Source organism: Rheinheimera baltica, assembly GCF_030731985.1.
Classification (GTDB): domain Bacteria; phylum Pseudomonadota; class Gammaproteobacteria; order Enterobacterales; family Alteromonadaceae; genus Alishewanella; species Alishewanella baltica.
Genome location: NZ_JAPJDY010000001.1, coordinates 1 through 22,973, shown reverse-complemented (window position 1 = coordinate 22,973; position 22,973 = coordinate 1). Strand labels below are relative to the sequence as shown.

Here is a 22,973-nt window from a genome sequence, read left to right as displayed (position 1 = left end):
CTGCAAGAATCTCCCTTAATTAGTGCAGTATATTATGCCTGCTAATACCGTTCTTGCGATTAAACATACGCTATCTTTTCCTAAGCGCCCTGCAGTTTCGCGCGGGTTTTCTACCCTGGCAATGGCTGTGTTACTGACTCTGGCATATAACCAAATTTTTGTGCGTAGTGTCTGGTCTTTAGGTGGCTGGAGCCAGGCGTGGCCACTACTGAGCCTGTTATTTCTCGTCAATGTGTTGCTATGTCAACTGTTAAGTATTGGCAAAATTCAGAAGATCTGGCTGTTTGCGCTTGTCATTATTGCCGCTGCAAGCCAGTATTTTATGCAGCAATACGGTGTGTTAATTGACAAAGGCATGCTTCAAAATGCGTTGGAAACTGACAACCATGAAGCTATGGGCTTGCTCAATATCGCCATGCTGCCCTACTTTAGTTATTACTTACTGCTTCCAGGTGCATTTTTGCTCTGGACTAAACACCGGCCGCAGTCATTAAAACGTGGCGTACTGCATTATCTGGCGATAATGATGGTAAGCACTCTGCTCGCTACCGTATTAGTCGTTAGCCAATATCAAAATTTCGCCCCGGCGCTGCGTGAACATCGCGACTTAAAACACCAGGCAGTACCGTTTAATGCTATTAATGCAGCGATAGGCTTATTAAAAAGCAACACTGCACAAAGTAACACTATCGAGTTTCAGCACTACGCCGAAGATGCCCGCCTGATAACCGGCGTAGGCAAACCACAGCTGGTTATTATGGTACTTGGCGAAACGGTACGAGCCGACCATTTAGGTATTAATGGTTATCATCGTAATACCACACCAAAACTGGCACAGCGGAAGCTGCTAAATGTGGGCGCCATAAGTTCATGCGGTACCGCAACGGCGGTGTCAGTGCCTTGCATGTTTAGCTACCTTAATCAGCAAAACTATAATGACGGCTTGGCAAAAAACTCAGACAACCTGCTGGATGTGCTGCAACGATCTGGTGTCACCGTAATATGGCGGGACAATAACTCTGGCTGCAAAGGCATGTGTGACCGGGTAACACAGGATAAAAGCTTTACTACAGAAGCAACAGACTGTAACGATGGCGAGTGCCCGGACAGCAACTTGTTGAACCATCTCAAAGACACTATTCTGAAAGCGAAATCGGGTGCGAAACCAATATTTATTGTGCTACATCAGCAAGGAAATCATGGGCCAGAATACTACAAACGTAGCTTGGATAATCAAAAGCTATTCTTGCCAGAATGTAAAAACAATTTATTAAACCAGTGCCTGCCAGAGCACATTATCAATGCCTACGACAATGCGATTGTCGCAACAGATGAGTTACTCAACAATACCATTAACTTATTGGAGGACTTATCAACCGACTTTAACACCTCGATGCTATACGTGTCAGATCACGGCGAATCACTTGGTGAAAATGGGGTGTATTTACATGGCTTACCCTACTGGATGGCGCCTGAGAGCCAAACCCGGGTACCCATGTTGATGTGGTTTTCACCGCAAACCATTGAACAAAACACCTTTAATACGAACTGCATCCTACAAAATGCAAAGCAAGCTGGCAGTCATGACATGTTATTTGACTCGCTGCTAAGCTGGATGCAGTTAGAATCGACCGCCATTCGCCCCGAGCAAGATCTATTTAGCCGCTGTGCCGCTGCGCAAGAGCCACAGCGCAGTACCAAATAATGTTAGCCGCAACGTTTGCATGATGCGGCTAACCGACGGTGTTTAACATGCACGGTTAACCCGCTTGCGACGCTATTATTCGTCTTTATGTTTGCCTTTACCTTTTGCTGGCACTGCTGCCAACACATCGCCCATCTGCTGACACACTGCTTCAACAGCGTCACCCCGACGGCCTGTAAAAGTCACCGTATCTTGCGCCGCTTTGCCCTCACACGCAGCTATGGCTTCTTTGGGTGGTTTGCCACCTTCATGGCCTTCCTGCGGTTTAGCCTGCAGTACATTTACGACAAATAGCACGCTAACTGCAGTCAAGATTGTTAATTTTTTCATGGTAAACTCCGCTATCAGTAATAAGTTAATTCCAGCTTAGCTTACCGCTAAAATGTGCAGAATCAGTGCAGACTTGCAGGAGAACTGCGCTAATTACTTTAAATTGCGTAGCAGTCTGTTCTGCATGTTCATATACTGACCGCTATGAAAATTACGAAAAAACTCACCCTCACCCTGATAAGCATCACGGCGTTTATTTTGCTGGTCAATCTGGCATTAGCCCGTTGGAGCTTTGATCAAGGGCTAAAAGACTTTGTTGCGGGTATTGAGCAGCAGAGGTTGCAGCGCTTAAGCATCGATTTAATTATCGAATACCAAAATTCCGCTAATAGCTGGCAAACCTTTGACAGCACTAGCCTGCATGATTTTATTACGCAGTCGCAACGTCAATCTGCACGCGCGCCAGCCCGCAGGCCGCCACCGCATATGCCGCCACCACACCGGCGACAACCCTTGCCGGAAAATGTTAACAATATGCCCCCCACGGCACTGTATGATATGCAGGGACAGCTGATCAGCGGTGATATCACTTCAGCGGGCGCAGAAATTATTCGCGTGCCCGTAATGCTAAATACAGAACAAATTGCGGAGCTGCGCAGCGAGCTTACCGTGAAAAATATCTCACCGTCAGCCTCGCAGTTTTCACGGCAACAGTTATGGGCCAGCCTGGTCATAGGCTTGCTGTGTCTGCTGGCCGCCACAGTAGTGTCTCACCTTGTGGCAATCAGATTGTTGCGACCGGTTAAGCAGGTATTAACCGGGGTAAAGCAGTTATCAAATGGTGATTATTCGGTCAAATTTTCCCACCATGCCAGTGATGAGCTGGGCGAACTGATGCATAACCTTGAAGGGTTAAGCCTGACACTGGATAAAAACCGCAGCGCGAAAAACCGCTGGTTTGCCAATATTTCGCACGAACTCAGAACGCCATTAACCGTCTTGCAAGGCGAGATTGAAGTATTAAAAGCTGGCATCAGACCTTTTAACCAGCAGCAGCTGGAGTCATTTGCACAAGAAGTCAGGTTACTGCACCGGCTGGTAGACGATTTGTATCAGCTCTCAACGTCAGATATCGGCGCGCTGCGCTACCATTTTACTGCGGTCAATTTGTCACAATGTCTGGCCGACACCATCCAGAGTCTGGCGCCGCAGGCACAATTTAAGCAGCTGAAATTGCAGCTTAAGGCGGCGGACAATATTATGATCAAAGGCGATGAACAGCGTATTGAGCAGCTATTGTTAAATCTGCTGACGAACTCACTGGCGTATACCGATGCACCGGGTAGCATAGAAGTGAGTTTATGCTGCACCAGGGACAAATCGCAGCATCGGGTTTGTCTTACCATTGAAGACAGTGCGCCCGGCGTGCCAACCACTGATCTTGAGATGATATTCGACCCGCTGTACCGGCTGGACAGCTCAAGACAAAAACGCGACTCCGGCGCGGGGCTGGGGCTGGCGTTATGTAAAAACATTGCCGATGCGCATCAGGCCAGCATCCGTGCCATACCCGCCAAATTGGGTGGATTATGTATAGAAGTGATATTTCACCGCTTGCAGGATAACCAACATGCCGACTGAACAACTGATATTGATTGTGGAAGACGAACCTAAAATTGCGCAAATTCTGGTCGATTTTTTTCAGCTGGAAGGCTTTAACACCGCGGTATTGCATGATGGCCGTGATGCGGTGAAACAAGTACAGGCGCTAAACCCTGCCGCCGTTATTTTAGATGTGATGTTGCCGCACAAAGATGGCTTAACCATCTGCCGGGAAGTGCGGGAATTTTCGCAGGTACCTATCTTAATGTTAACCGCCCGCGTAGATGAAATAGACCGGCTATCAGGCCTGGGTTTCGGTGCTGACGACTATATTTGCAAACCGTTTTTTCCACGGGAGGTAGTTGCCCGGGTAAAAGCGACATTAAAGCGCAACCAGGTGCAGCAGCAAAGTAATAGCAAACTAATTAGCTATAAAAACCTGCAACTTGATACCGATAAATTTCGCTGCCTGCTTGAACAGCAGGAGATAGAGTTAACACCGGTTGAATTCAGATTACTAGGTGCGCTGGTGGCAAAGCCCGGCGTCGTGTTATCACGTGATGTACTAATGACCAAATGCTATGAAGACGACAGAATTGTCAGTCACAGAACTATCGACAGCCACATGAAAAACCTGCGCAGCAAACTGGCGGTTAATACCCAGCCGCCGCTGGTGCATTCTGTTTATGGCGTGGGCTACAAAGTAGAGTAAATCTGCGGCGTTTCCTCTTTGTTTCTGCGCAAGTTCTGAACATTTTCTCCGTACACTCTATGCCATGGATCAGCATAGTGATTATTTTGTATGAGAGCTTTAATTGCGCTTAGTGTATGTACCGTTTTGGCGGCATGTGGCTCAGGTTCTGACACCGTTACTGTCGATGAGCCGGTCGCTGTTGTGCCAACTGATCCCACCACCCCAACACAGCCTGCAAACAGCGTCTGGCAGCTAAACACCAATGAGCAACGCTCAGCCCACGTCCCTGAGACGGCGTCAGGATTGGGTGCCTTGGTTAACGTGCAGTCCGTCACTGATACCACGGTTAACGGTAACAGCTATACCCTGGTGACATCGTTCGGGGTACCGGATTACCAGGTAACCATCAATCAGTCTGTGCTGGATGAACTTACCCTGCGCCCCCGCGCCAATACCGACTTTACCGGCGGTAGCCCGCTCATTGATATCGGCGATACCGTGGCATTTGGCCAGGACATAGGTTATGTCAGTAACAGAAACTGTGGCACTGACACCGGCTACGGATACTGGCCGCCAGGGCCTGACTGCCCGACAGACGACTACCGTGAAGGCTATTTCCCAAAGCAACCACAAGCCGGTAATAGTAGCTGCGCTACCGGTCTGGGTAAAGTTGGGTTATGGGTCAACGGTTCTTCAGTTTACAACTGGGGCGACGGTATGACCTACCGCAACCAGGGGGCCTGGAATAATCTTGCGCCGATAGCTGAAGGGTACGATGTTGATATCTGTGGGGGCCACGCGGCTAATGGCGACTACCATCATCATTTCTATTCTTCATGCCTGGCTGACATGGTTGGCGACAAAGCTGACGGTCACTCACCGTTGTATGGTTTCGCAGCCGACGGCTACCCGATTTATGGCCCATGGCAAGCTAGCGGCGTATTGGCTATCAGCAGTTGGATTGCACGTGATTACAGCGCAGACACGGTTACAGGCTGCAGTGATGGTGCGCGCAGTTGCGCGTTGGTTGACCAATATGACGTTACCAAAGGCACTACTACGGTTAGCGCAGGCCCGGCATTTACTGCCACCGTAAGCACGCTGTCGGGCAACCAGCTTACGGCCTTTAATGGTTACTATTTACAGGATTATTATTGGGACGCCAGCCTGACCAGCAAAGGCGGCGCTTATCTTGATCAATACAACGGCCATACCGACGAGGAGCGTGGTTACCATTACCACGTCACGGTTAGCCGGGCTGCTGATAAATTAGTGCCGGCATTTCCTTACATTATTGGCCTGCGTTTTGCCGGCGAACTGCACGACAGCGCCTTAGCCAATTGCAGCACAGGTTCAGCAAGGCCGGGGAGCTAAAGATGAAGTTTATTCAACTAACGCTAAGCGCATTATTAATGCTACATGCAGCCTTTAGCAGCGCAGCAGAAGTACATCAGCATCAGTCACGTGACATCGGTAATATGCCAACGCCACAAATTACATTACAGGTTTTTCGCGATGCCACAGATGGCGTAAACGTGCATGTGACAACAAAAAACTATCGGCTAAACGCACCCGATAGCCCAATTGCAGACACATCAACAGTGCTACAGGGGCATGCACATATTTTTATTAATGGCGAAAAACGGCAGCGCCTGTACGGCGAAGATTTGCATATTCCGCAAGCGTGGTTAACACCAGGGGTTAATCAAATAGCGGTATCGCTAAACAGTCATCAACATGAAAACTGGACCAGCGATAACAACACCATTGTCGGTTCTGTTTTTATCAATCTGGCACTGCCGTCACTGGTTTTGCATAACTACAGCTCACAACCTGTTGCCTTACAGCACAATCATCATGAGTAAAGCCCTATGAACATAAACGATTTTTCTAAGTGTTTAATACCTCTGCTAGCAACCGTTTTTATCAACATCGGTTGTTCAGACGGCACTGACAGCACGGCCGCAGACGCTGGCAATACCACAGACAACACAACAGCAGCGACAGTAGATCCAGAGTTATTTCTACCCGACGCGCTAGTCGGTGCAGTCAGCACTGAAAACTGTACGCTTAGTGGCGGTACCGCAGCAACCTGCTATCGCATAACCATTGCCGGCGCACCGGCAAATAATATGATTGGTCCGTTCTGCCCGCCGAATATTGATTCCGACGCAACTGAAGGCGGCATTTGGTTTGACGGCAGTGGAGAGCTTTACCAGTTAGATGGTGATTTTATTAAAAACCTGAGCAATTTGTACGGTAGTGGCTGGCAATTGTATAACGCTGAAACAGGTAAAGTGAACATTACCGACAGCCAACTGGCTTGTGAGGCTGCCGCCAGACCGAATGTCGACCCTGCTTATCGAAACTATTGCGTCGAGTGCAAACTTGAATACACCGGTGCCGTACAGCAAACATTTTTAATTCCGGTAACACCCGTGCCTGCTAAAACGCAGAGCAGTATACGCAGCGACGTCGGCATTGCGTTAAACGGCGTGGTGCTGGCACCCGCCGCGCCCGTCGATGCCATTTTAAGTAATTACACCATAGCAGCCTTTGATGACTGTGGTGGCCACATCAACCCGTTTGAAGGATATCACTACCATGCATCAACCGGTTGTAGCGAAGTTATTGTTGAAGCGGACGGGCATGCGGGTTTAATTGGTTTTGCGCTGGACGGTTATCGGATTTACGCGATGAAAAATATGGCGGGTGACGAAGATTACGATCTTGATCAATGCCGGGGACATTCGGACAGCAGCCGGGGCTACCATTATCACGCCGCCAGCGCCGGTGAAAATATGTTTATCGGATGCTTTAGCGGTGAACAAGGTTCCATTATTCAGGAGTAACAGCAATGAAAAATACCACGGGATTATTGCTGGCGCTGCTCAGCACGCCACTTTTGGCCCATCAGGGACATGTTCATAAGTTCGCCGCCCAGGCCTGTGTTGATAAAACCCTAAGCCAGGTTTGCGAATACAGCCCGGACCAAAAACATCTGTATCAGGGCAGTTGTCAGAGTATGACGGGCACACTTATGTGTGTGAGAAACAAGCCCATCATTACAAGCGATACAGTAATGCCACCGGACAACGCGCAAAGTGATCAACATCACGCCACGCTGGGGCCGTCTGACACCAGCAAGCAACCACTTACGACAACAAACTAACTTTATAATGTGCAAGCATATCCAGCAAAAGTTCTATATCTAACCGGAGCGTAAAATATGATTAATTCCATTAGTTCTGGCATGCAAATGCCACAAATGCAGTCGTCTCAGGCAGCGTTATCGACCGAGCAAAAAGATCAGGTTCAGCAAATTCTCAGCCAGTATTCAGCGGACGATTTAAGCAGTGATGACGCGACCAGCATCGTTAAGAGCTTTGCTGAACTCAATGTTGTACCCGGTCGGGAACTGGAGCAATTAATGGCAGACAATGGTTTCGATGCCAAAAGCATTGGCGATATGGCCGGACAAGCCGGGGCAAAAATGCCACCGCCGCCTCCACCGCCGTCGGCTGCAGCGTCAAACTCCAGTGAACTGGTCAGCTTTTTGGAAGAGCTGCTGGAAAATTACGACAGCCAATTGAGTGACGACGACAAAGATGCAATTCTGTCTGCTGTTCAACAAAAATTTGGTACAGACAGTAACGGCTCATTGCTTAGTGTCAAAGCATAACTATAAAGTTTGAGTTTGTGAAAACAGGTATCGCAACACAAGATAACGCCGCACATGTCGACAAAAAGGTAATTGCTATCTATAGGTGCGGCTTTCCTTCTAAACCACAAATACGACACGAGTATTACGTTGTCAGAAAGCCTGTTAACTCTTCCCGCCCGCTAAACGTTACATCATCTTGTTAAAAGGCAGATACAAAAAAACCAGCTCCAGGCTGGTTATTGCTTTACCGGCTGTATAACCGATAAAATGGCGGAGCGGACGGGACTCGAACCCGCGACCCCCGGCGTGACAGGCCGGTATTCTAACCGACTGAACTACCGCTCCGCACCAATTGCACTGCAGAATTTCATTTGGGTATCCTGCTGTGCGGCGGGAATGATACGGATTAGCCTAAAGGCCGTCAACACCTTTTTTGCCGCATTTGCCTAATCCTTAATCATCCGGTAGCGTAAGATCCAGAATGTCGTCCACATCGTTGTTTTTTTGTACATCAGCCGGTTTTTTTTCTGTCTTACTACTGTTTTGCTGTGCCCCTGCAATGGATGGCGCCGCAGTGCTGTCTTTTTTCCGCCAAAACATTAAATCGGCCAACTGTTTGTCAGCGATAATAAACCAGATAGCAAACCCGCCACCAAACAAGATCACCATATTGGCTACAATGACTAAGGCCCAAGGAAACTCAGGTTCAGGTTCAGCCTCCGCCTGCTCCGCGGCAATCTCATCTTTAATGCTTTGGGGTAATTCTTCCAGCACTGGCGCTTCTTGCACTGGCCGGTTTACTACAAAACTGATCTCCGGCAGGTTAAGCATAAATTGGCGGCCGTCTTGCATCTCGCCATAGGCAGACACATCGAGAATATAGCTACCATGACCCAAGTTACGCAGTTGCAGTTCTCTTGGTGCCAAACCCGGCTCGTTCAGTGCAAACTCGTCTACTTCACCATTAGGGTACCTAACCCGCCCCTGCAGTAGTAAAGATTCAGCTTTTACACTCTCATCCGTAATACGAAACACCACCTCATGTGGCAGTGCCTCAACATTAGGGTGAGTTTCGTCAACCGCTAGCGACGATGTAATGTCAGCTATAATAGGGGCTGCTTTTAATACCACCGGGGCCTGTTCAACTTCCCGGCTATATAAAGGGGTGTTAACAATGTATTTAGGGATCCACTCGCCAGAGACAAAACGCAACTGAAATTCACCGGTAAAAATACCATCCCTTGCACGCTCATCGTAACCTTTGCCGTCATCCCTAAAATGTGCAACCTGCACCACACCGCGGCCGAAGTTGTCATAATCAGCATTGTTTGTACTGATAAAAATCACTTCTAGTGCCAGCACGTCACGAAAATCTTTGGCGTTTATCGGTTCATTGCCATTTGTTAGCCGTGCGGTTACTTTTATTGTCTCACCAACCAACATATTTGCTGGCAGCGGATCGACAGTGAGTTTTATATCTGTCAGCACTAAAATTCGGCTTTGCGGTAACAAACGGCCTACCGCTTGCCAGGGGCCAGGTGCCGGATTCTTTATTTGTATTAAATCAAAGGTACTGGCATCGTGCCAACGTACGTTTTGCTCTTCCGCAGTGCTAAAGTGAATTTTGCTGCCATCAGGCTTTACTAACACAACGGACGCTGAGCCGCGCTTGCGAAAGAGCAGCAAAGTTATTTCGTCAACATTTTCATCTATGCGAAAACGATTATCAAACAAGGGGATTTGGTTTTTAGTGGGCAGATCGGAAAGTAACTCAAATCCGCTGTCATAAAGCGCTTCGGCATCTACAGAGGCAGACACAAGCTCATCGTTGGTTTGCGAGCTTTGCGCTATCAACATAGGGCTACATAACAACAAACAAAGTAGTGTTATCAGTTTCGCCACAGGCAACTGCCTCCTTTTTTCTGTACCAGATCTAGCCGGCTTTCATGAGCCGCTAACTCTTCATCTGTCGCACGAAGTACTTTTAGCTGGCCTGAACGCTTAATAGCTGCTGGGCCTTGCCCCTGATCCTGCCCTTCTTGCTCGTTTGCCAAATTTAAACTGACTTGGCCCCCGGTCATTAATAAGTAAACATCTGCCAGGATTTCAGCATCTAACAAAGCGCCATGCAATGTTCGGTGGCTATTATTAATATCGTAGCGTCGACACAATGCATCAAGGTTGTTCTTCTGACCAGGATGCATTTCCCGCGCCATTAATAGCGTATCTAATATGGTGCAGTATTCGGCAACCGGCGGCAGTTGAGGGTGTAACATGGAAAACTCATGGTTGATAAACCCCACGTCAAACGCAGCATTATGAATAACCAGTTCTGCACCCTGGATGTAGTTGTAAAAATCCTGCGCAATTTCGCGAAATTTAGGTTCATGCCGCACGCGTTCGTTAGTAATACCGTGTACGGCGACTACTTCAGCGTCAATAATCCGTTCTGGATTAATATAAACATGAAAATTATTTCCGGTAAAACGGCGGTTTATTAGCTCTACACAACCGATTTCAACAATACGGTGGCCGTCTTTGGGGTTAATACCGGTGGTTTCAGTGTCGAGAATAATTTGTCTTTTGGCCATGGTCGTTTCGTTTTTTACAGCATTTGGGTTAGATTATACGCCGTTTTGGTTTGAGGAAAGGCTTTATGCGCAAATCTGTTGCGATATACACTGACGGCTCCTGCTTGGGCAACCCTGGACCGGGGGGGTATGGTGCCGTGTTAATATACAAACAACATCGCAAGGAGTTAAGCGGTGGTTATAAGCTCACCACAAACAATCGCATGGAGTTACTTGCGGCAATTATTGCGCTGGAAAGCTTAAAAGACAGCTGCGACGTTGATTTAACCACCGACAGTCAGTACGTTCGGCTGGGTATTACGCAGTGGCTGGCGGGTTGGAAACGCAACAGTTGGAAAACCAGTGCAAAGCAGCCGGTGAAAAATCAGGATTTATGGCAACGGCTCGATACAGCAGCACAAGCACACAAAGTAAGCTGGCATTGGGTTAAAGGCCATGCCGGCCATCCGGAGAACGAACGCTGCGATGTGTTAGCCCGTAGCGCAGCCGAAGCAAAACCCACCACGGTGGACCAAGCTTTTGAACAAGCGCAGGCTAACGCTGGCTAAACAGGGCGCTACCAATTGCTTTTGCTACAACACTCGCTTTGGCTCATCACAGCAATTCGTTCGCTTGCGCTCACTCAGACACTCTGTGATGACCAAATCGAGGTTCTAGCCGCAATTGGCAAAGGTTAACTTACTCGCCTGACTTCTCTGTGCTAGCCGCCATGGCTGTATTGGCAGCTAACATTTTTTCCAGTTCAGCAATAAAGTCTTTATCATCTGGCGACGTGCGGCTACCAAAATGCTTTACCGTTTGCTCATCGCCACTGACCAGATATTTGTTAAAGTTCCAGCTTGGTGTTTCGCCGGTTTTAGCAATAAGCGCTTTAAATACCGGATTAGCGTCGTCACCCTTCACTTTTGAACTGGAAAACATCGGAAATTTAACACCGTAGGTTAGGTAGCACACTTCTGCCGTTTTCTCTGCATCGTCATATTCTTGTTTAAAGCTGTCTGATGGAAAGCCTAATACGACGAAACCTTTATCCTGGTATTTTTGGTACAACGCTTCAAGCGCATCAAACTGCGGTGTAAAACCACATTTACTGGCTGTGTTAACCATCAAAATGGTTTTGCCTTTGTAACTGTCACATAAATCGACGCTCTCGCGGGTATTTAGCTGCTGCATCGAGTGACCTAAAATATCACCACATTGATTCGCCATTACCGGGGTAGATAATACACCTGCACTCAATGCTATTGCTCCTAACCATGCTTTCATCATTTTTCTCCGTCGTTCGATTAATGAGAGTGAACTTATATCGCACTCTACTACGTGCTAAGTGATCAAACCGATCTATTCCGGCGTTATCGTGCGCGCTTAAAAGCGATATGACAACTTAAACCGCACACTGCGTGGTGCAATAGGATGCGAATGTGTATCTTCAACTCCCTCGGGCGCTTCTGCAGTTAAACGTGACGTATAATAGTAATCAATATCGTTGTCGGCACTGTCAAACAAATTAAGCACTTCAATAGCCAGTTGCCATTGTTGCCATTGATAGCGGTAGTCTGCATTTACCACCGTAGTTGGGTTGGAACGCTGCTGATTAAAACTCTCCAGTGTACGTTTACCAAAATGTCGCAGACGCACACTGGCCTGCCACGGCGAATTGGCTTTGTAAATTAGCCCCATGCCCAATACAACCGGCAATGCTCCATCGACATAAACCCCCTCTTGCGTCACATTTTCTGTAAAGCGTGAGCGGGTAAGCGCTAACTCAGCATCAAGACTCCAGTTAGCACCAAACCAGTAATAGGCTGCCATTTCAATACCGTAGCGTTTTGATGCCCGCCCGGGTTCGTTCGTGCCGGCGTCACCTACGTACAATAGCTCTGAATCTACGTCCAAATACCATAGAGCCATTGAGGCGTTAAATGCACTGTAGTCAAAAAACCGTAGGCCTAATTCAGCACCGTTAGAACGCACTAGAAAATCTACCGGCGCAACAGGCTCTAAACTGAGTGGATCAACTTGTGTGGTAGCCCCCCTCGCATCATTTGAATGAAACCCCTGCCCAGCGCTGGCGTAAGCTTGCCACTTTGGTGCGAACTGATAACTTAAACCGGCTTTAGCTGACCAGATCCCGTCACTGGCACTACCGGTATTTTGGACCAGAGAACTGTCGACATCAGCGGAAAACACATCATAGCGCAAGCCCAGATGTGCTGCCCAGTCGGCATTAAGCTCTAATTGGGTTTGGCTGTATAACCCTAAGGAACTTTGCTGCAATTGATCCTGCCGCACGGTATTTAACCGCTGTCGTGCCTGTGTCTGATACAACCCCACTTCAGCAATATCGTCATAGCGTAGTTGTGCGCCTACAACATGCTCAAGCGCAAACTGGCCAACCCGATGATGCCAGTGATGACTTAATTCACCGCCATAAATCCAGCGCTTGTCTACTTGCTCAAACTGATCACCATTAACGGGATCGCTTAGGAAATATGTAAAGTTAGACCACAAGTCCATATCACTTTGAATCGCATAGGCACTGCCCTGCCAGGCATCGCTTAACCAACTGGCAGATAAGCTATAACGTGCACTTTCGCCGCCTACAGTGGTATCGAGTGAACCCAACGCATCTATAATGCCGGCATCGACCGCACGCTGTGGAATTTGATCGGCTGAATTCCAACTGTTGTCGTATGCCATTAAGGTTACAGCGAATTGCCCGTCGCCAAGCGGACGGCTGTAACGCGCATTAACATTAACCTTACGTACATCTTCGTCGATATCTGTCCAGGGACCGTCGTAACGCTGTAGCTCAATACCAAACAGCACATCACCTAAGCCTTGCTTAGTGCTGCCTTTGGCCAGTAAACGTTGAAAGCCTTCCTCCCCCAGCGCCAACTCTATCAAACGCGGGGTACGGTTTTGCACTTTGAAGCGTGCCGAGCCAGCAGCAGAAAAATCACCGTTTTCTGCGTAGTAAGCGCCTTTTTTATAATCAATTTGCTGCACCAATTCAGGTATTATAAAACTAAGATCGGTATATCCCTGGCCATGGCCATGGCTGCGCATATTTACCGGCATGCCATCAACAAAGGTGCTGAAATCGGTACCATGATCAAGATTAAAACCACGCAGAAAATACTGATTAGCCTTACCACTGCCGCTGTGCTGAGTAACTACCATGCCCGGTATAAACTCTAAAATTTCACCGGTGCGCGACAACGGACGATCAGCAATTTCGCCGTTACCAATCACCCCCTCTGATGCCGAGCTAGATTGCCCAAGCAAGTCTGTCTGGTGCCCACGAACGGTTATTTGTTCAAATACATTGCCGGATAAACTATCCGCATGCGCGAGCATGCTGTTGGCTAATCCTGCGATTGCCAAACTCAAAGCTGATAAGCGAAAAACTAACATGAAAAACCCTTACATGATGGCTTAATTTGCCGGAAATATTAAGGTGTCGCTATCAAGCACCACTCGACGTCGATCCGCTGCTGTGTGCCAGAATAATAACGCTTTGTGGCTATGTTCAATGTCGAACAACGCCCGATATTGCAATTGCCAGGCTTGGTGTGTAGCGCACTGCACTTCAACCGCTAGCTGCAGGTAAAACTCACCCTGTATTTGCTGTAAAACCCAGGTGTCAGCGCGCTGAGGCGTAAGTGTGCATGCTATGTTGTCTGCGGTAAACTGCATGCGCGTGGTTATGTATGAAATAAGAACGGCTTCACTGTCCAGCACCTGCTGCCAGCGCACTGTATTAACGTCAGGGGTCGATAACAACTTAGCCTGTGCTAAGTCATGTAAAGCGACTTGCCAGACAATTAATGGCTGACCATCACGTTCACTGACATCCAGATAGGCTGTACTGAACTTATGTGCCTGTACGTTATTCGCCAACAAAGCAGTTAATAAGGCAAGACATAAACATAACGTTTTCATAATCGCCCCTCTTCTTGCTGCACTGCACTTCGCGCACGCTGTAATAACATCAGATCATCCGGCTCTTTCGCGCTGGCATAATTAAGTTGCGCCCAATGAAGTGCTGCTTGCGCATCGGGCTGAACCGCTAAAAAGTAATGCACCATGTCAGCGGCATGATCCTTATCACCACGTGCTATGCGTAACATCATTCGTGGCTCAAGCTGCGTCATATAACGCTCACCCTGCTTAGTATTGCGCTCAGCCAATGCCAATCGCAGCAAGAGCCCGTCGGTTAAGCCATATTCTTGCTCCAACGGCTGTAATCTGGCATACACGGCAGCAGACGCATCTTGCTGGAGACTTAAATCAGCCCATTTTAGCCACAAGCTTACCGGCGCCTGAGGCAGTGCGGGTTCAAGCCAGCCAATTGCCTGTTGCGGTTTACCTAACATTTCAGCTTGTTCTGCCAAAATGCCGCGCAGCCAACTATCCAGTGTCAGAGACAACGATTTCTGTTGTGAATACAGTTGTTGCAAAGCGCTGTAGCTTTGTGCGGCATTGCCGCGCCGACCGGCGACCTCATAGCTGCAAACGGAAAATAAGAATAACTCTTGCCACAAACGCGCGCAGGCTTGTTGCGCTGCCGCGGTATTGTTTTGCGCCAGATAAATTCGCGCAGCCATCAAGCTAGCATTGATATTGGCTGCATCGCGCTCAAAGACCCGCTGTAAACTTTCCAGCGCAGTGGCAAACTGATGTTGCTGTTGTTGCATATCAGCCAGCAATAACCAGTACGAGTCACTGTTTCTGCTGGTCGAACTTAATTCATCTAGTAATGCCTGCGCCTGATGAAACCAGTCATCAAAGCCGGGCTTACGAGCGCCCTGCAAATATAACTGCACTGCTTCCAGGCGCACTGCATCATTGTCAGGCTGCTTTACCAGCTGCTGCGTTAATGTTTGCAATGCTGGCGTAAGCGGCAGCGTTTTGCCCAGTGACAACACGTCTGTAGCCTCAGGCTTAACCGATTGCGCCAGTAGCGGCAAACTGCTGACCAGGCACAACCAAATATAGAAAAACTTCATAGTGATACCCTACCTATAGAACCGTAAATAAAGGGGGCAGCACGCTGCCCCTTTTACCGCTTGCGGTTATTGTCCGGTCAATAGATCGGCGTAATCGGCTTCCGCACTGGCATCCTGCGTAAAAATACGGCCATTGATTGCCAATGGTGTCGCATCTTCCTGCTGGGCAAACGCAGCGCGTGAATAGCTCAGAAACGACTCGGTTGCCATTTCAACCGTAATGTCTATCTGGCCCTGCGCCGTCAGCTCACCATCAGTTACCGTCACGGTAAAACTGTCGTTGCCGGTAAACTCTGCTGTCGGGGTGTAGGTGAACTTGCCATCATCAGCCAGCATAACGCTGCCATTTGTCGGAGAAGCAGCAAGTTCAAACATCAGGCTGTCACCGTCGACATCTTGTGCTGCAATACGGTCCATAATGGCAACATCGGTCTGTGTTACAAAGCTATTAGCACCTATCACTGGTGGGCTGTTAAGTTTGCTATCAGAATTACAACCTGCCAGCATCGCAGCAGCAATCAGTGTTGCGGCTAAGCTATAGTGTTTCATTTTCATCATGCACTCCTTAGTTAGGTGAGCCTGCCAGCGGCGTCAGCAAATAAGGGAAGCTGGTACTAAGCATACTGGCATCCAGCGGTGCACCGTCAGTAAAAGGCACATTACCTACCGGCGCATCCTCAGGCATACAGTAGCCCAGGTTAGTTGGGGTGCCGTTTACCGGAATATCATGGCACAAGGCTCCCATCATCACGCGCAGCGCGATATCAACCACGTCATCACCCGGACGACGACCATTTGGGAAACCGGCTAAGTCATTACCTGCAACACCAAAAGCAGACTGCATAGCCGCAGGAGTAGCTGGAATGGCCGTATTAAGACGTAACATTTCAGACGGGGTTACCGTGGCCAACTGATTAACTCCGGCCACACCGGTTAAAAACGCATTAACCAAGTCCAGCCGTGGAAAGTTTGAAGGGGCTAAATCAGCAATATTGGCACCCAAAGTGGTGTTAACAGCGTCTTTAAACAGAATATTTAATAACGCCGGTAAGCTTGGATGTGTAACGTAATCAGCAAACTGACCATCTTCAGACGGCTTGCTACTGTTGAACTTGTCTTTGTCCGCAAGACCAATAACTAATTCATTTACCAACGGGTTACTTAACCGTGATACCTGCACTAAAGCACCGCCATTAACGTCAGGACGGGCGAAAGTTGCATTTGGGTTTAGGATACGCGCTTGCGGTAAGCTTGCGGTAGTCCAGGCGCCCACCACGCCGTTACCGCTGCCGGTTATACAAGCTTTAGGCAATTCTATGGCTAACGTTGTTACATTTTTATCGGCTAAATCATCGTTTGCACTGCTTTGCGTTATGCCACCTGGAAAACCAGCACCATCTCCGGCACCCGGTGCGCTATCACCCTCTACCGGCACATAATTTACCAAATCGAACGTTTCACCTAAGTTCACCACGAACGGATCTTTGCGCTGCCCCACAAAAATTCGAGCCATGGCTTCACAACCTGGCAGCGCAACGTCATAGACATATTGATCGGCATAGGCCTGATAGGCGTCTGCACTGGTGAAGGTTTTAGTGCCGACAAAGTCATACGGCTTGGTAAATTGCATCGCACCACCCGACGGGCTTAGCATTGTGCTACTGGTACCTGATGCGACTTCTACGCTGTAGTTTTCAATAAAATTCAGCGCCGCTAAATTGTCAGCGCCTACACCACCGACGTTTTTCAGCGGCACAGCAACCATTTTCTGATTACCTTCTGGCCCAATCGGTAACTTTACGCCTGCACCATCATTAGCCAAGGTGTTGCTGAAACGAAAGTTAAAGCTCATATTCGGCATCGCATCACCATCGTTATCAATGTGAATGCTGTATACCGCTGCAGGGTCCATAGCAAAGTAGTTTGGCCCGCCGTAGGCATCTTGCAGCGGAATATAGTTAGCAATAACCGTTACATAGGACTCACGGTCACTTTCATAACTGTTAAACAAATAAAAATCGGTCGCATCAACGGTTGGTGTGCGGGTAATATTTGGCGCTTCACGGTGGCTTGATGCCTGGACATTGCCAATCAGTGTCAGTGCACTTAACGCCGCGGTTACCGCGAGGAATGTTGCTGTACGTTTCATATTATGTTGCCCTTATTGATTAAATTGCGACCTAGAAACGACTGACTGCCACCACTGGATGCAGCTATTGGAAAAAAACATAAAAAAAACCGCCGCAGCGGTTTTTTTGACAGTGAAAAGGTTATAGCGTGATAATTTCAGCGGTAAACAATACCGGCCCGGTTGGCAGTCCTGTTGGCGAGCCGCCAAGTGGCTCTAAGCTAACGGCCAGCGCAGCAATGGTAATGCCATCGGCAGCCGCAGGCCAATCCAGTATTTGTTCGCCTTGCTGTGGTAGCAAGCCTAATGACACCGGGGCTGCACCATCAGCAGGCAGCATCCACAACTGATAATCGTTAAGCTGCTTTTCTCCCACCGCTGCAGTGGCTTTTACTGTCAGTTTGCGCTCGGCCTTACTAACTAACCACCAGGCTTTAGCATCACTGGTTTGAATAACAGCAATGTCTTGCTGCAGTGGGCTCGTTAACATCGGTTTAAGCATAACCACCGCTAACAACAATGACGCCGCCAGCGCCAACCCAAACCAAACTGGGCGACGTTTAGCAGGCAACGTCGTCACCTCGGGAGCGGTCCAGCCCAAACGTTGCTGTATACGCTGCCATACCCGCTGGTTTGGCAGCGTTGCTGGCAAGCTTTCAGCCAGCGGATTTAAATGCTGCTCCCAACGCCATACCGTCTGACGTACTGCAGGATTTGCCATAATGAGTTGTTGAAAACGTCTACGCGCAGCACCGCGCATAGCGCCAAGAATAAAGTCGACCGCCAGGGCGTCGAGTAAGTCCTGATCTTGATACTTCATGCTTCAAGGCACCTTTTCAGTTGGGTTAAACCACGACGGATCCAACTTTTCACTGACCCCAGTGGTGAGCCGGTATGCTCGGTAATTTCCTGGTGGCTCAGCCCGTTAAAATAAGCCAATTGGATAGATTGCCGGTGCTCGTCTGTCAGCCCCTGCATGCAATCGTCCAGCTTAACTTTTTCCCGAACTAAGCCTATGGCCTCCCCCGGCTGCACCTCTTCAGAAACGCCGTCTGCCAGTTCTTCTGTAATATCCAGATGCTCTGCCTTTACCCGCCGTGATTTTAATAAATCCAGCGCACGATAACGGGTAATGCTGATCATCCAACTCATCACACTGCCCTTCTCAGCGTGGTAGTCGGCCGCATTATGCCAAATTCGTACATAGGCATCCTGCAATACATCTTCGGCCCAATCATTCCGCCGCAGTAGATGCAGGCTGACCGAAAACAACTTACCCGATGTCGCTTGATACAGCTGCTCAAACGCCTGCTTGTTACCTTGCGCAGTGGCGTATAGCCACTGCAAGAGTTGCTGCTGTTGTTGTGATTGTTCCATTAGTAACCCTGTTTACGTTAACCGTTAATGGCAGTTACGACACACCTTGGCTTTCGGATGCAGTAGCTGAAGCACTTAATGCAAAATTCACGTGTGTTTTTTTGTCTTTGGGCTATCATCCGCTTCCATTTTTAGCATGCTCTCGTATGCTTAGCGCATCGAGTGTAATTTGAGATTGCTATGCGCATTTGTTTTTTAATGTACCCTTGGGAAAAAGTGCAGCCAGACGGCGACAGCACCATTCGGATGATCCACGAAGCCGTGAGCCGTGGACATAGTGTAGCAATTACCCATGCCAATAACTTAACGGTGCGAGACAGTATTGCCCAGGCTTTTTGCAACGTGTTTGTTAAAGGCCAGAAAATTTCCAGCAATATCGCCAGTTTTTATCGCCATGCACAATTTAATCAGCAAAAACTGCCTTTGGCCGCTTTTGATGCAATTTTTATCCGCCTGAACCCGCCATTAGACCCCATCGTACTGAACTTTCTGGACTCTGTTCGCGAAGATACTTTTATTATGAATGATTTAGATGGCGTTCGTATTGCGAACAACAAAATGTATACCGCATCATTACACGACCCAAATAATGAATTTATTCCGGTAACGCACGTATCAAAAAACCGGGACTATCTGGCACGAGTTCTGGCAGAGTCGCCAGGCGAAAAAATGATTTTAAAACCGTTAAATGGTTACGGTGGTAAAGGCGTTATTTTATTAGAAAAGTCAGCAGCACAAAGCGCCCGCTCTTTACTGGACTTTTACATTGGCGATCAAGAACGCGGTAATTACGTTATTTTACAAGAATATGTAGAAGGGGCGGAACTGGGTGATATTCGCATTTTAATGTTAAATGGTAAAGCCATAGGTGCTATGCGCCGAATTCCACCAGCAGATGATGTACGGTCTAACGTACACGCTGGCGGCAGTGTTATTAAGCATGTACTGACTGAACAAGAGAAACGTCTTTGTGCACATATTGGCCCCAAGCTGGCGCGAGATGGATTATTTTTTGCGGGTATTGATGTTATCAACGGCAAACTTATTGAAGTTAACGTAATGAGCCCAGGTGGTATTGCCAGAATAAACCGGCTGAACAACGTGCGTTTACAAGAAAAGGTTATTGATTTTATTGAACAAGTTGTAGATAGCCAAACACTACCTTCTGCACGCAAACAGGGGTTTCGTTCATTGCTAAATGAAGCCGAAGCGCTTAATTGAAATTTTTTTATCGTGTTTAAAAAAATAATTCACTGTTTTTAACTGAGAAATCTCGGTAAATAAGCAAAAAAATCTGAGGTGCGCTTATGTCACAGGTAGAAAGCAACGATTTTGAACTAGATGAATTATCCGATGATGTTGAAGTCATCAAAGATGTAGTTGTGAAAGACAGCAAAGCAAAACAGAAGTTAGAAGCACGGCGCAAAATTGACGATCTATTGGAACAAAAACGCCTGCGTCAGCTGTTAGACGATTGGGATCTCGATGACGATGATGCTTAAAAAAACGGGCGCTTTATGCGCCCGTTTTATTTGTTGCCTTGATAATTAATAACAATTAACCATCAATTTTTAAGTGACCACTGCTAATTAAGCTGTCAATAATGGCCTGAGCATCTGAGCCAAAACTGCTTAAATCGACCCCTTCCAGCGTAATTTGCTGGGTAACATTACCCGAACCAGTGTGCTTAATGTTGATGGTAGTGTTACCACCACTCATGCTAAAGCTTAAGTAGTCGGTGATATTGTCGCTATTTTCACCTTGTAATAAATCGCGTAGGTCTATTACATCACCCTGAGCGGTATTGAAGTCTTTAATAACATCAACCGCTGCGGTGCCGCTACTTTGGTCACCCAACTGCCATGCAAATACATCTGCACCGGTGCCACCAGTTAGAATATCGTTACCGGCGCCACCGAATAACACGTCATTGCCGCTACCGCCATTAATGGTGTCATTACCTAGCCCACCATAAACCACGTCATTACCCGCACCAGCATTAACGATGTCGTTACCGCCGTAGGCCATAATTAAATCGCCGTTATCAGTACCTGTCATGGTTTGCGCGGTGTTGTCGCCTGACAGTACCGTATTGGTTGTTTGTGATACATCAACCGTTAATGTGTCAGATACCGATGTGGTGGAAGCACCGTCCGTCGTTGTCGCGGTAACCGTCAGGTTAAGTTGGCCATTAAACCCTACAGGTGTAAGCAAACTTAAGCCTTCAAGCTGCTCTTGCGTAAGAGTCCAGCTTCCATCTGCATTTTTAATACCTGCTGTTAGCAAGGCGTCAGACGGTATGCCTGTGATAGTGATCGACAAACTTTCGCTGGCATCGACAACAGCTGCATTTATAGTCAAGTCAACCATATCACCGTAGGTAACACCATTTACGACAATTGTTGGTGCTGACAGATTCAGCTGTGAATCTTTACCATCATCCCGACCATTGAGAATGACCCAATCAAACTGATATTCGCCATCTTGTGTGGCAGTAAAGTTAAATGTGCCACTACCATTGACTGAGGGGCCATAAAGCTCAGACGACGCAATCAACTGGGTAGTTTGTGTGCCATCCGGTGCAGTAATAATAACCAGCACAAAGTCGTTATAACCTTGTTGTATTTCGCTGGTAACGTTTTCACCGTTGGTAAAACGCCAGTTAAATCCAATAGTCATCCCTGCATTTAAGTTAGCTGTGCTTGATGTAAAGTTACCGTCAATGGTATCTATATTACCTGGATCATCTAATGCACCAGAAGGCGCGGCAAAGCTGTCTAGGAAGCCACTGGTTAAACCAAGTGCTTGCTCTAAAGCAGCCTGACTTAAACCTGCGCCTGTCTGAGTGCCGTTTGCTCCTGTTGTAATAAGGGTTGCACCTACCTGAGTAGAAACGGCATCAGCCACTTGAAGCAGGGCAGCGTCGGCAACAGGCGTAACCGTTATATTAAGTGCAGCAGTCGATGTACCGCCTTGTTGATCAGATACTGTGTAAGTAATGGTAGGCAGTGAACCACTCCAGTGCTCACTTGGCGTAAAGGTAAACCCACCGTTGGCATTTAATTGCAGCGTACCTTGGTTTTCAATAATAACTTCGGTACCCGCGGCGTAAGTCTGACCGTTAATTACAAAGCTTTGCACTACTACTGTATTACCATCAACGTCACTGGCTAGCACACTGCCAACCAACACCTGATCTTCATTAACGGTGTAGTTTGTATTAGTTGCAACGGGCGCATTGTTAATCACTGCTGTATCGCCAGCACCCTGGTTTCCTGCGATGTCAGTATAACTGCCATTCGCTACAGCAATGGAAATGGCTGCAGTTCCATTAGCGGTAAAGACTGCGATCCATACATTTGGATTATTTGGATCTTGCACCAGGCCAGTTATAGTACCGCCAGTTACCACAATATCTGATAGGTCAAAACCTGTAACGTTTTCACTAAAGGTGAATGTGACGTTGGTTTGCTCGCCGCTGGCAAGGGTTGAATCAACCGTACTAATGGTCAAGGTTGGTAAAGTAGTATCCATAATGGCACTGTCGCTGCCTTCTGCGCCGGTATTCCCTGCCGCATCAGTGATCGTGGCGGTAACCGTTAAGGTCGCGCCGTCTGCCGGTGCGGTTACTGTTGTCAGAACTTCACCCGCATCAATCTGGGCCTGGGTCAGTACAATGGCCACGCCATTGACGGTTAAGGTGTCACCTGCCACCGCGCCGGTGCCGGTTAAACTGATGGTAACGTTCACGTCGCCATTCAGCTCTGCCGCATTGATATAACCGTCGTTGTTCGCATCTTCAGTAATGGTCACGCCCGGTGCATTTGGTGCCGTGCCGTCCATAATGGCACTATCGCTGCCTTCTGCGCCGGTATTGCCGGCAGCATCGGTGATGGTGGCCGTTACGGTTAAGGTCGCGCCATCTGCTGG

23 protein-coding genes and 1 tRNA gene are annotated in these 22,973 nt (G+C 48.1%); 11 read left to right on the top strand and 13 right to left on the bottom strand.

Translation table 11 applies throughout. The features are described from left to right. Positions 1–34 precede the first annotated feature (34 nt). Complete coding sequence (locus ORJ00_RS00120) at positions 35–1,705, top strand: phosphoethanolamine transferase (protein WP_306125123.1); 1,671 nt, start codon at positions 35–37, stop codon at positions 1,703–1,705. A gap of 75 nt (positions 1,706–1,780) precedes the next feature. Here ORJ00_RS00120 and ORJ00_RS00115 read toward each other — a convergent pair whose 3' ends face one another. Further along, entirely contained in the window at positions 1,781–2,035 is a 255-nt protein-coding gene (locus ORJ00_RS00115; protein WP_305977360.1) for a hypothetical protein, read from the bottom strand. 144 nt (positions 2,036–2,179) lie between these two features. Here ORJ00_RS00115 and ORJ00_RS00110 point away from each other — a divergent pair, with 144 nt between their 5' ends. The 7 genes from ORJ00_RS00110 to ORJ00_RS00080 all read left to right on the top strand — a co-directional run bounded on the left by ORJ00_RS00110 (position 2,180) and on the right by ORJ00_RS00080 (position 7,953). After that, positions 2,180–3,616 (top strand): ATP-binding protein, encoded by a 1,437-nt coding sequence (locus tag ORJ00_RS00110; RefSeq protein ID WP_305977361.1) that lies wholly within the window; start codon positions 2,180–2,182, stop codon positions 3,614–3,616. Further along, the gene (locus ORJ00_RS00105; RefSeq protein WP_305977362.1) at positions 3,606–4,289 is read left to right on the top strand and encodes a response regulator; all 684 of its coding nucleotides are present in this window, start codon (positions 3,606–3,608) and stop codon (positions 4,287–4,289) included. Before ORJ00_RS00110 ends, ORJ00_RS00105 begins: the two co-directional genes overlap by 11 nt. Before the next feature lie 90 nt (positions 4,290–4,379). Further along, positions 4,380–5,645: a YHYH protein gene (locus ORJ00_RS00100; protein ID WP_305977363.1), complete on the top strand. Its 1,266-nt coding sequence runs from the start codon at positions 4,380–4,382 to the stop codon at positions 5,643–5,645. Positions 5,646–5,647: 2 nt separating this feature from the next. Continuing rightward, positions 5,648–6,136 carry a hypothetical protein gene (locus ORJ00_RS00095; RefSeq protein ID WP_305977364.1) on the top strand — a complete coding sequence of 163 codons (489 nt, stop codon included), beginning with the start codon at positions 5,648–5,650 and terminating at the stop codon, positions 6,134–6,136. Between the two features lie 6 nt (positions 6,137–6,142). Next, a complete protein-coding gene (locus ORJ00_RS00090) occupies positions 6,143–7,123 on the top strand; it encodes a YHYH protein (RefSeq protein ID WP_305977365.1) in 981 nt (326 codons plus the stop codon). Positions 7,124–7,128: 5 nt separating this feature from the next. After that, positions 7,129–7,443, top strand: coding sequence for a hypothetical protein (locus ORJ00_RS00085; RefSeq protein ID WP_305977366.1), 315 nt, complete (start codon positions 7,129–7,131; stop codon positions 7,441–7,443). Between the two features lie 57 nt (positions 7,444–7,500). After that, positions 7,501–7,953 (top strand): hypothetical protein, encoded by a 453-nt coding sequence (locus ORJ00_RS00080; RefSeq protein WP_305977367.1) that lies wholly within the window; start codon positions 7,501–7,503, stop codon positions 7,951–7,953. 250 nt (positions 7,954–8,203) lie between these two features. Here ORJ00_RS00080 and ORJ00_RS00075 read toward each other — a convergent pair. From ORJ00_RS00075 to dnaQ, 3 genes are all read right to left on the bottom strand, one after another. Continuing rightward, a tRNA-Asp gene (locus ORJ00_RS00075) sits at positions 8,204–8,280 on the bottom strand. A 108-nt stretch (positions 8,281–8,388) separates the two neighbouring features. Next, complete coding sequence (locus tag ORJ00_RS00070) at positions 8,389–9,837, bottom strand: TIGR03503 family protein (RefSeq protein ID WP_306138655.1); 1,449 nt, start codon at positions 9,835–9,837, stop codon at positions 8,389–8,391. Further along, entirely contained in the window at positions 9,825–10,526 is a 702-nt protein-coding gene (gene dnaQ / locus ORJ00_RS00065; RefSeq protein ID WP_027672213.1) for a DNA polymerase III subunit epsilon, read from the bottom strand. Before dnaQ ends, ORJ00_RS00070 begins: the two co-directional genes overlap by 13 nt. 65 nt (positions 10,527–10,591) lie before the next feature. On the opposite strand from dnaQ, the gene rnhA reads away from it, so the two are divergent. Next, positions 10,592–11,074, top strand: a complete 483-nt coding sequence (gene rnhA / locus ORJ00_RS00060) for a ribonuclease HI (protein WP_306138654.1) — start codon at positions 10,592–10,594, stop codon at positions 11,072–11,074. A gap of 130 nt (positions 11,075–11,204) precedes the next feature. On the opposite strand, the gene ORJ00_RS00055 is transcribed toward rnhA, so the two are convergent. The 8 genes from ORJ00_RS00055 to ORJ00_RS00020 form a co-directional block, all read right to left on the bottom strand. Then, complete coding sequence (locus tag ORJ00_RS00055; RefSeq protein ID WP_306125119.1) at positions 11,205–11,795, bottom strand: glutathione peroxidase; 591 nt, start codon at positions 11,793–11,795, stop codon at positions 11,205–11,207. A 96-nt stretch (positions 11,796–11,891) separates the two neighbouring features. Next, positions 11,892–13,943, bottom strand: coding sequence for a TonB-dependent receptor (locus ORJ00_RS00050; protein ID WP_306138653.1), 2,052 nt, complete (start codon positions 13,941–13,943; stop codon positions 11,892–11,894). Positions 13,944–13,964: 21 nt separating this feature from the next. Then, positions 13,965–14,471, bottom strand: coding sequence for a hypothetical protein (locus ORJ00_RS00045; RefSeq protein ID WP_306125117.1), 507 nt, complete (start codon positions 14,469–14,471; stop codon positions 13,965–13,967). Then, the gene (locus ORJ00_RS00040) at positions 14,468–15,538 is read right to left on the bottom strand and encodes a tetratricopeptide repeat protein (protein ID WP_306138652.1); all 1,071 of its coding nucleotides are present in this window, start codon (positions 15,536–15,538) and stop codon (positions 14,468–14,470) included. The genes ORJ00_RS00045 and ORJ00_RS00040 overlap by 4 nt, the downstream gene beginning before the upstream one ends. Positions 15,539–15,604: 66 nt before the next feature. Further along, the gene (locus ORJ00_RS00035; protein WP_306138650.1) at positions 15,605–16,096 is read right to left on the bottom strand and encodes an Ig-like domain-containing protein; all 492 of its coding nucleotides are present in this window, start codon (positions 16,094–16,096) and stop codon (positions 15,605–15,607) included. A gap of 7 nt (positions 16,097–16,103) precedes the next feature. Continuing rightward, positions 16,104–17,687: a DUF4331 domain-containing protein gene (locus ORJ00_RS00030; RefSeq protein ID WP_306138649.1), complete on the bottom strand. Its 1,584-nt coding sequence runs from the start codon at positions 17,685–17,687 to the stop codon at positions 16,104–16,106. Positions 17,688–17,808: 121 nt separating this feature from the next. Then, positions 17,809–18,486 carry an anti-sigma factor gene (locus tag ORJ00_RS00025; protein ID WP_027672555.1) on the bottom strand — a complete coding sequence of 226 codons (678 nt, stop codon included), beginning with the start codon at positions 18,484–18,486 and terminating at the stop codon, positions 17,809–17,811. Next, on the bottom strand, positions 18,483–19,043 hold the full coding sequence (locus ORJ00_RS00020) for a sigma-70 family RNA polymerase sigma factor (protein WP_305976982.1): 561 nt from the start codon (positions 19,041–19,043) through the stop codon (positions 18,483–18,485). The genes ORJ00_RS00025 and ORJ00_RS00020 overlap by 4 nt, the downstream gene beginning before the upstream one ends. A gap of 180 nt (positions 19,044–19,223) precedes the next feature. Here ORJ00_RS00020 and ORJ00_RS00015 point away from each other — a divergent pair, with 180 nt between their 5' ends. After that, a complete protein-coding gene (locus tag ORJ00_RS00015) occupies positions 19,224–20,264 on the top strand; it encodes a glutathione synthetase (protein WP_306138648.1) in 1,041 nt (346 codons plus the stop codon). An 86-nt stretch (positions 20,265–20,350) separates the two neighbouring features. Then, positions 20,351–20,545 carry a PA3496 family putative envelope integrity protein gene (locus ORJ00_RS00010; protein ID WP_306138647.1) on the top strand — a complete coding sequence of 65 codons (195 nt, stop codon included), beginning with the start codon at positions 20,351–20,353 and terminating at the stop codon, positions 20,543–20,545. A 55-nt stretch (positions 20,546–20,600) separates the two neighbouring features. Here ORJ00_RS00010 and ORJ00_RS00005 read toward each other — a convergent pair. Continuing rightward, the coding region (locus ORJ00_RS00005) for a beta strand repeat-containing protein (protein ID WP_306138646.1) at positions 20,601–22,973 on the bottom strand (2,373 nt) is incomplete at its 5' end.